We start from the raw sequence: 8,681 nt of genomic DNA on the forward strand, positions 1-8,681 counted from the left end.
TTAAACTTTTAGTTACATTACAATTTATTAACCTCAAATTTAGAAAAAAATAAGGGAGCAAAAGCTCCCATTACTCTCGTTCTTCCATCTTAGACTCAATCCACTGATGGACTTCCCAAGCAGACCAACCGATACGCATCTCTGTTAACCGTATAGGCTGAGGAAATGTCGGATCATAATACTTTGATTTCTTATTAATCATCTCATAGATTTTTGATTTGCTCAGAGCAGTAAATTCAACGACATGCTTGATATTAATGATTTGATTCATCTGAAAAGTTTGACCTGTGAACGCATTCATGATGTTTTTCTCCCAATCAATGATGCGAGCGCAATTTCGCTCAAATAATAGAGCTCGCTGTAAGAAAAAACGTCCTGCTTCCACCTAATCAATTCAAAGCCTGAACCGACTGCTGCAACCCTTTCTGGATATCTTGAACATGAGTCAAATCATGGGACTGCTGATACTGCTCTGGCTTCGTTTCATCCCTGTAAAACTCCTCAACAATACCCAAGCCCTCTTCACCACCTACCTCAAAGCTGGCATTGCCATAGCCCTGCCGTGCCACATGATCTAAAGCTTCCTGATAAAACCCTGCTGCTTTGCTCTGCTCATCAATCTGTTTGGCTGAACTAATCGCATCTTGCAGATTCACTCCATCACGTAAAGTCAAATCCACGTAGTAGATCGGAGTACGGTAACTTTGAGTGGTACTCTTGCCCCGCAAAGTCAGTTGCAATGGCAAACAAGAAAGTAAGTCACTTGATGCCGCATGATAGTAACTAAGCCGTGCTGCCAAAGTACGAATGCTATTAAAGCCTGTGGTTCTAAAGATGAAGGTGCCAAACTCATCTGATTCATCTAAATTCACATACAGCCGTCCATAAGGTTTACACAATCCACCTTGCGCCAGTGGGCATAAATCAGGGGATGGACAAGGATGTTGTTCAATGCCATTTTGTCCGAGTCGCTGACAGATTTCGCCATTGCCTGAGCAGATTAAACGTCCAGTTTGGCGGTCAAATAAGCTGTACTCCGCTCGTAGATTCAGCTCAGGGTCATTGAAGATCATACGGACTGGGATGCTTCTTAGCTTTTGGTTTTGATTCGGTGCCTTGGCACGTAACTGTTCATCCAGTGGATGTTTCACCCAGCCATCCTTATTCTGGATTTGGCTAGTAATGGTGAATTGATCATCCTTTTCAGGCAGTCGTTTACCATTCTTTTCGACAATTTTACCGATACTGATACGACCTAAAACGGGTGGTGTGATTGCTAAACCTTTAATCATGATGCTGTCCTCTATATAGATGTGGAATAAGTGTTTGTGATATGGGTAAATAAATTTTGGACATAAAAAATCCCATACCTGTTGGGGTATGGGATCGGGTTGTTTGAGTTGGAATGAATTGTTGATGTCGGTAATGTCTGCTTTACCCACCATTCGGATAAATCTGAAAGCGTCTTGTTCCAGCTTTGGTTTGCGGAAACTGTTGTAGATATTCAGGATGCAGTTTAAGCAGGGATTTGCTGTCTAGGCTGATGGAGTCTTGCGACTTTTTCCAAGTGACTGAACCACCTGTAAATACCGCTCGCTCTGCTTCTTTCATCATCATTTGTAGTTGATGTTTCAGTTCATCATAATACTGCTGGTGTTGTTCAACTTTATGTCGCTCCTCTAGTAACTGATTAAATAAATAATTAGCTTGTTCATTTTGAGTCAGGTCTTCTACGGTTAATGGAATCTGTTCTGGATAAAGTTGTTGTAAGGCTTTTGCAGCAGAATCCGAAGCATCTACACTGGGTGGAATACCTGATTCTACACATTGCCAGAAGTGACGCTCTGCATTAATGATGTGCTGAATCACCGTTTCATTACGTGTCACTTTATAGATTTTGGTTTCATGTCCACAGATCAAGGCACAGATATGCGCTGCCTGTTTACCTGTCACTGCCAATTGATGCTGTACCTGACACAGCACATATAAAGGCACACCATCTCGCCATAGTTTTGAGCCATATTCCCCCACGGTTTTACACTCTAATATCTGAACGTCACTATTGCCCACCACGGCATAATCCAAATTGGCGAGCATAAAATGCTTGTCTTCAACAGGATGTTGTAGCACTGCATTGACTCGACGCACCTTATTATTGGTGTGCATGCTATAGTATTGGGCAACTAATGGTTCTAGCTGTTTACCCCAGTACAAAGGTGCATAGCCTGCACTTTCGTCTTCAATATTCTGCTGCATCCGCCCTGTCTTGATCATCCATAATTCCAGCATCGACATATAAGGATTCAGTCCACATGCGGTAGCGGCATCACTACTGCCAATACCCTGTTTTCTGACTTCCAGCCATTGCTGGTAATTCATCTGTTTAGTATTGGCAAGACGTTTAGCTACAGGTGTTTTAGTTTTTCGTGGCTGTTTGTTCGGTCGGTCTCGTTTGGTTCGAGTTCCTACTTCAAGCTGTTGATTCGATGAGTTCTGGATGGATAGATTCAGGTTTGGTGAATATGGCTGTAACGGTGGATGATTTAAGGCATTTTGAATTTGAGTATGGCTATTCATTGGCAAATATTCCTGTATGAGTAAAATCGTAAAAGCTGAATTTTGGGCATAAAAAAAGCCGCATCTGAGGGTGCGGCTAAAGGTGTTGCTGTGCTTGTACGGTGTTACCGTATGCTTAGGCTAAAGGAAGCGGCTTAATTGAAACTGAATTTAGGCAATCATTCGAAGTGCCTGTTCCAAGCCTCGTTGCTTGATCACTGCTCCTGCTCCAAACCAAGCTGTATCAAGACGATGGTCTGTACTCATGGCGCGACGTTCGTGGTCACAAAACTCTGTAATACTACAGAGTAATCCATAAGCGGTGTCTTTGGCTGAACTCAGTTCTGCACCTCGTCCATGTCCGTTAAACATGGTCATCACCTTGGACATGGCTCGGCCATTGGGTTCAGTTTTATTGTCGGCTTTGGATGGGCTTGGTTGATTTGGCATGGCTGCATTGCGGTAGTACTGGACAATGCTTTCATCCTGTTCTGCTACACTCAGGCTACTGTTGTTAAATACTGCATCAAAGTAGGCTGTCGCTTCCTGCTGTGTCACTTTACGTTGACTCAGTTGTTTCATTTCATACATGTGTTCATCCCACGCCCGAACTGAAATACCCAGTTGCTGTTTGACCCGTTCCGCATTGAACTTGGTACTGTGAGGCACTTTAACCACACCTGCACTGGTATTTTGTCCTTTGAGTGCAATGGCTAGAGTGTTATTACAAACTACACGGATCGAAGTAAATTGTGCGGTAGTAGCAAGTGTGCCATCACAGGCTGTCGCTAAAAGAATATAACCATTACTCACATCCTTACCTTTCAGTGCGGAACTTTGTCCTGTTCGTGCCAATGCCCAGAATTTCTTGCCGCCTTTGAGTACCCCTGCGGTTTCCAGTTCAAAGCCTGATTGCTCAGTCAGGTCTTTGTAGAAGTGTAGGATTTCCATCGGTTGAACTTCCTGAAAGCGCTGACTCACTACCGATAAAGGTGCGTGAGTATCTGAACGATATAAAACCCGTTGTTCTTCAAAAGGCATAATAATATTCTGCCCCTTTTCATTCTGAGCCATATAACTGACATCCGAAGATTCTATTCGCCAATCCATGCCTGCCTGCTGTGCCCAAACCTCAATCGGTTGGTTTGGAGTCAGTTCATTGCCTAAACCATGCCAAGGGGTCTGTCCTGTGAATGCCATTGTTTCAACTAAATGTGCCATAAGAATAATTCCTGTATCAATTTTAAATGGGTAAAAGGGTTGGGTTTAAATTTTGCTGAAGATTTAATTGCGTAAATTCGGGCTAAAGCTGCGATCACAGTGATTGCAGTAATACTGTCTACGATAAGTTGGGTGTAGCGGTTGTTGCTGTTCTTCATCCGTGATCAACATCCATATTCCGCCAATCAGTACACCAACAATTGCGCCTGCAATTGGTGGGATGTTTAGACTTTTGGAAACACTCACTCCTAATGTGGCAAGTGCCATTGGTGACATCACACTATTGGAAATAGAGCTATTAGTTGAGGTACTGGGTAAATGTTGGGGGGATTGCAGTTGTACCGTCTCTCGGGACTGGCAATTAGGACATGGCAAACTCATTGTGGTATTTCCTGTAAATGAATAAAAAAGCCTGCTGGGGAAGCAGGCAAAATGATTGCTGGGTAGTTGAAGCATGTATTGGTGCGGTCTCGAATGGAGAAACACCGTTGTCATTTAGATGCTATGTATTTGTATTTTTTTAGAATGCGTTTTTTATCATCAGTTTTAGACAATTTTTGAATACTCGGTCTACAGATCAATTGACCTGTTTTTTAGCAGCGATTATGATGCAAGGGCTGACCTACATTGTCAGTCGGTTTTGACAGACCGCAGATCCAGCACGATATATGAAAGTAATTTTGTATGTTGTGGGAACCCTCGCGTCCCCCTTTTTTTCTATGGTAGGGCGAGAGGGGGACGCCTCGTGCGTGCTGGTTCCTTGGATCCCAGTCTGTCAACCCCCTTTCGTTCTGCCACCATAATCAATTGACAGTGATTCGGCAGAACTTCTTATAATTCCAAGGAGTCAACCATGACGCAATTTACTGTGCTTTATTCCCCTGCACTTTCGCCCTCTCTCAGGCATTTCATTCCGATTCATTTATCACACGCTTTCGCTGTGTCCTGATTGATTCAAGGCATCAATTAACTACTGAGTCTATTTTGGTCAGTGGTGTTTTGTGCTGGATAAAAATCATGAAATTCATCACACAGCTTATTTTGGTTGTCATCGTCGTGGTGGCTCTTGGGCCAGGCTTTATTTTATTGCTGGGGTTTTTATGGCTGCTGGTCTATCTGGCAGGTTGGCATAAATAGGCAATCCATAACGATTTTAAAAACAACAAATCACAATGAATTGGAATATCTATGAAATATCAAACGTGGTTCGGGGTCATCACTATTGTTCTAAGTAGCAGCCTACTCATCGCCTGTGACAGTAAGGTCAAACGTGACTTTAAAGCAGGCTGTCAGGCTGGTGGACTAGACCGTTCAACTTGTTCCTGTATTTACGACAAGGTTGAGGCGCATTACTCGCCCGAGTTTATGGAAAGTATGGCTGATGTCACCACTCGAGACACCATGCAACCACCACCTGAATTTAACAAAGTGATGGCGAATGCTGTACAGCAATGTAAAGAATAAGGCAGGGATCAAAAATGAAAAATTATTTAATTATCGGCTACATCGTTATCGCAGTGATTTGCTCTGTCTATTTCAAAAATTGTAGCAGCACCGCTCACATGCCCTATTCCTACAACCTAGGCAAAGCAGCCGTTTGGCCTGTCACCATTTTTAGAAAATAAATGAAATAAGGAAACTGATGATGAAAAAACTATTTTTAGCTGTAGGGCTAAGTGTGATGTGTGGTACGGCTTTTGCCAAAGCCAATACTGTTACTGTCACGGTAAAGACAATTGAGGGCTTTAGTGAATCGGGAGATGCATTCACGTTTAAAGCGACTTCAGGCAAACGCTATATGGTTTATAACGCTGGTGGAGCAAGCCCGATTCAGGGAGAGGAGTTTATTTCGAGTTCTGCCAAATCTAAAAAAGCCATTTGTTTACGTCTCAGTAGCGAGCAGACCCAACCACGCATGGTTGAGTCGGTTCGTCATGGTAAATGTAAATAGCAACTCAAGTGATCAAAACAATAAAGCAAAAACGAGCCATTGGTTGAGCCGTGTGGCTCAACCAATGCAATACGAAGAATTTAATCATAGGAATTGAACAATGAATCTGATCAAGCCACTGCTGCTGTCAGGCTTGCTGATCGCTAGCCTCAGCGCATGTAGCCCACCCTCAAAACCAGAATCAACATCTGAATCGACGACTGCTCAAACAAGTGAAGCTGAAGCACCCTCATCAACCACTGAAGATCCAGCCGACGATAAGTTTAAAACCATAATGGTCGATAGCTCAGAGTATGATCTGAATGATCCACCTGTTGAACCTGCACAAACAGCACCACAAGAACAGTTTGAAGTCCGTGTCCGTCGTGAAGAATCACAATACTCCATGACAGGCTATAGCGATCTATTAAATATCATATCTTTAAATGATGCTCCGACCACCATCACAGGGGTTTTAATCAATCGTGGCAATTGTAGAAGCAAAGGCACTTACGATTACCAAAATATGCGTTATGGTTCGGTAGCAAAAGTTTACTTAGGCTGTTCGGCTGAATACGTGCGTGAAGTGACCATCACGACCAGCAGTGGCTTGACCTATACCTATAATTTCTAGGCATTCGCCCATTCATGCTTCAGTGGTTTAGTGGTCTAAGCGCATTGTTTTTCTTAGACCACTGTTGAACTACAACTCCATTAATTTTACTGAACGAGACTAATTCAGCGTTAAAGGAATGCGTTCACAATCAAAAGTCTTGCGACGAGTTCGCATCACCCTTAAATAATGATTTTTACTATTCGCATTGAAATCACTCTTGACCAATTGTAAGGTGCGTTGAATCTGTCTGTCATCCTGACAATTCACTGACCAACCTTTCTTGGCTTGTTCTTCAATGTGAGCTTCACCATAACCATTACTGAGTTCTTCCCACTTCGCTGCCAATTTATTGGCATGGTCAGATAAAGTCGTGTCCTGTGCTTGTCCTGCATAAATGAAGTAGATCTGGAGGTAGTAACCCCGATCAGGATGATGTTTCATTTTCCAGATCACTGAATGGATGCAACGGAATAAATTGATCTCCCTTGCCCTAACCTCTCTCAACAAGGCATAGACATAACATTCAAATTCGTTAAATGCTAATGACGATACATCTGCCCTGATACCCAACCGCATTGGAAAGATCATTAAGCAGTCCTTGTTTTGTATCAAATCCAAGAAGAAGCGTTCGACCTTTTTCATTTCAGCTTTATTCTGCTTCTGATCGTATTGATGACCATGCTGTATCAATTCAGATTTTGACTGGATATCGGCAATCATCAACTCAATCACATGATCGGGCAGATCATAAATATTTTTATACAATGTATATTTATTGGCTTGAAACAAGGCTCGTTCAATCAGCTTAAAAATAATAATGGAATCAACATAGTCATAACCAGCAATAAAAAAACGTCTAGACTTGATAATTAGAGGAACAATTTGTTGCTTGAATTGTTCACAACTGATTTGGTCATTCACCACATCCTTGATAAATTTTTCAATTTCACAAAAGGTTTGAGCTTCATTGTAGGTCGTCATGAGAAAACACATCCTAGGTTATCTGTTCATATCACTAGGAGTGCCGTAGTTTTTTAATTGTTGTTTGACTTAAATCCACATCGCTGTAAAGTTTGAGCAACACCTCTACGCCAATGCACTTCAAATTGACCTGTACCAAAGCTACGCATATACGGTATCTTTGCTCGTAGATGCTGTGCATACTTTTCAGGATTGACCAGATACATACCAGCATTCAATGCATTACTGATTTCCAATGCAACATTGCACTGGATATGTCCTATACCTAAGCGATTAAGTTCCTTAAACTTCTGCTTATATTCCATAGTATTACAATTAAAATGCACGCCAATATTACCCGTAATACTGTTCCACATTTGCCAAACCTGATCAGCGAGATACCAGTCATTTTGCCGTTTCGATGGATCATAAATCAGCAATAAGTGGCAATGATAGCCTTTATCTACACCTTGCTCTAATGCCCATGCATATCCTTGTACCCCCATGAAACAACCATCTTGATTTGCTATACGATTTCTTAAAATACTCATATGCTGTTGAACATTCTCGATACCAATATAAACCTGTTGCTCTTTGAGATAACCCAAATCGACACGTACAAATAACAGCTCCGAATAATGTGTCATGAGTTTAGTCAAATACTGATGCAGTGAATTTCGATTCTGCTGTTCTTGTTGGATAAAACGAGCATGCTCATTCCAATAATCATGTTTGTATTGGCTGATTACACAGCATAGGGTTTGAATCTGTTGAATATTAAAATTTAGGATATGGGATGCAGATTGACCATTCAGAAAATGATCAATCCAATACTTACACTGAATAAAATATTGGATGGATTCCGTGTAGTGAATCTGTGCTGAATAGAAGTACTGAAAGGCTTCATATAATGTACTGAGTGTTTGTTTGAATTGTTGTTCACCCATCTGTTCAAAACAGACATCGTAAACAAAGTCTTCAATCGCAGTACAAACACTGGATTCATTCCAAATAACTGTAGTCAAATTCATGTCGTGATAATCATCATGTTAGGATTCATATCACTGACTGATCTGTAAAAAATTAATAGCCATAAATTAGCTTATAAAATATAGCCTATACATATGAATAAAAATATATAGAAGTATTTAATAATATTAATAACCAGCTAAGCTGGATAGCTACTCGTCCTGTCTCTTATACACATCTGACGCTGCCGACGATCTTACGCGTGTAGATCTCGGTGGTCGCCGTATCATTAAAAAAAAAAAAAGAGAAAATGAAAGGGGTTGCAGGATGGAGAAGTAAAAAAAGAGAGAAAGAAAGACAAGGCAGGTGAAATTGTAGAAGCATAGTAGACGAGACAAATAAAGAGAGAGGGAGGGAGTAACAGGCATG

The 8,681-nt window shown here is 41.5% G+C and carries 10 protein-coding genes; 3 read left to right on the forward strand and 7 right to left on the reverse strand.

The annotated features are described in order from the left end of the window. Nucleotides 1-70: 70 nt before the first annotated feature. The 5 genes from DK207_RS14330 to DK207_RS14350 form a co-directional block, all read right to left on the reverse strand. Nucleotides 71-301, reverse strand: a complete 231-nt coding sequence (locus DK207_RS14330) for a helix-turn-helix transcriptional regulator (protein ID WP_109441776.1) — start codon at nt 299-301, stop codon at nt 71-73. A gap of 88 nt (nt 302-389) precedes the next feature. After that, nucleotides 390-1,292, reverse strand: a complete 903-nt coding sequence (locus DK207_RS14335) for a hydrolase or metal-binding protein (RefSeq protein WP_109441765.1) — start codon at nt 1,290-1,292, stop codon at nt 390-392. Between the two features lie 142 nt (nt 1,293-1,434). Continuing rightward, entirely contained in the window at nt 1,435-2,577 is a 1,143-nt protein-coding gene (locus tag DK207_RS14340; protein WP_109441766.1) for a YqaJ viral recombinase family protein, read from the reverse strand. A gap of 150 nt (nt 2,578-2,727) precedes the next feature. Beyond that, on the reverse strand, nt 2,728-3,777 hold the full coding sequence (locus DK207_RS14345) for a DUF932 domain-containing protein (protein ID WP_109441767.1): 1,050 nt from the start codon (nt 3,775-3,777) through the stop codon (nt 2,728-2,730). Nucleotides 3,778-3,840: 63 nt separating this feature from the next. Next, entirely contained in the window at nt 3,841-4,158 is a 318-nt protein-coding gene (locus tag DK207_RS14350; protein WP_109441768.1) for a hypothetical protein, read from the reverse strand. A gap of 807 nt (nt 4,159-4,965) precedes the next feature. Here DK207_RS14350 and DK207_RS14360 point away from each other — a divergent pair. The 3 genes from DK207_RS14360 to DK207_RS14370 all read left to right on the forward strand — a co-directional run bounded on the left by DK207_RS14360 (nt 4,966) and on the right by DK207_RS14370 (nt 6,341). Then, the gene (locus DK207_RS14360) at nt 4,966-5,241 is read left to right on the forward strand and encodes a hypothetical protein (protein ID WP_109441770.1); all 276 of its coding nucleotides are present in this window, start codon (nt 4,966-4,968) and stop codon (nt 5,239-5,241) included. A 178-nt stretch (nt 5,242-5,419) separates the two neighbouring features. Further along, nucleotides 5,420-5,728 carry a hypothetical protein gene (locus tag DK207_RS14365; RefSeq protein WP_322872394.1) on the forward strand — a complete coding sequence of 103 codons (309 nt, stop codon included), beginning with the start codon at nt 5,420-5,422 and terminating at the stop codon, nt 5,726-5,728. 100 nt (nt 5,729-5,828) lie between these two features. Then, nucleotides 5,829-6,341, forward strand: a complete 513-nt coding sequence (locus tag DK207_RS14370; protein ID WP_109441772.1) for a hypothetical protein — start codon at nt 5,829-5,831, stop codon at nt 6,339-6,341. A gap of 99 nt (nt 6,342-6,440) precedes the next feature. Here DK207_RS14370 and DK207_RS14375 read toward each other — a convergent pair whose 3' ends face one another. Together DK207_RS14375 and DK207_RS14380 are read right to left on the reverse strand one after the other, a co-directional pair. Further along, nucleotides 6,441-7,304 (reverse strand): hypothetical protein, encoded by an 864-nt coding sequence (locus tag DK207_RS14375; RefSeq protein ID WP_109441773.1) that lies wholly within the window; start codon nt 7,302-7,304, stop codon nt 6,441-6,443. Nucleotides 7,305-7,357: 53 nt separating this feature from the next. Beyond that, a complete protein-coding gene (locus tag DK207_RS14380; RefSeq protein ID WP_109441774.1) occupies nt 7,358-8,314 on the reverse strand; it encodes a YagK/YfjJ domain-containing protein in 957 nt (318 codons plus the stop codon). Nucleotides 8,315-8,681 lie beyond the last annotated feature (367 nt).

The sequence above is a fragment of the Acinetobacter haemolyticus genome, from assembly GCF_900406815.1.
GTDB lineage: Bacteria > Pseudomonadota > Gammaproteobacteria > Pseudomonadales > Moraxellaceae > Acinetobacter > Acinetobacter haemolyticus_A.

Bases quoted from the DNA above. Each gene is read 5' to 3' on its own strand.
- DK207_RS14365 (WP_322872394.1), top strand. From the start codon at position 5,420: ATGATGAAAAAACTATTTTTAGCTGTAGGGCTAAGTGTGATGTGTGGT.
- DK207_RS14350 (WP_109441768.1), bottom strand. From the start codon at position 4,158: ATGAGTTTGCCATGTCCTAATTGCCAGTCCCGAGAGACGGTACAACTG.
- DK207_RS14375 (WP_109441773.1), bottom strand. From the start codon at position 7,304: ATGACGACCTACAATGAAGCTCAAACCTTTTGTGAAATTGAAAAATTT.
- DK207_RS14330 (WP_109441776.1), bottom strand. From the start codon at position 301: ATGAATGCGTTCACAGGTCAAACTTTTCAGATGAATCAAATCATTAAT.
- DK207_RS14335 (WP_109441765.1), bottom strand. From the start codon at position 1,292: ATGATTAAAGGTTTAGCAATCACACCACCCGTTTTAGGTCGTATCAGT.
- DK207_RS14380 (WP_109441774.1), bottom strand. From the start codon at position 8,314: ATGAATTTGACTACAGTTATTTGGAATGAATCCAGTGTTTGTACTGCG.
- DK207_RS14340 (WP_109441766.1), bottom strand. From the start codon at position 2,577: ATGAATAGCCATACTCAAATTCAAAATGCCTTAAATCATCCACCGTTA.
- DK207_RS14370 (WP_109441772.1), top strand. From the start codon at position 5,829: ATGAATCTGATCAAGCCACTGCTGCTGTCAGGCTTGCTGATCGCTAGC.
- DK207_RS14360 (WP_109441770.1), top strand. From the start codon at position 4,966: ATGAAATATCAAACGTGGTTCGGGGTCATCACTATTGTTCTAAGTAGC.
- DK207_RS14345 (WP_109441767.1), bottom strand. From the start codon at position 3,777: ATGGCACATTTAGTTGAAACAATGGCATTCACAGGACAGACCCCTTGG.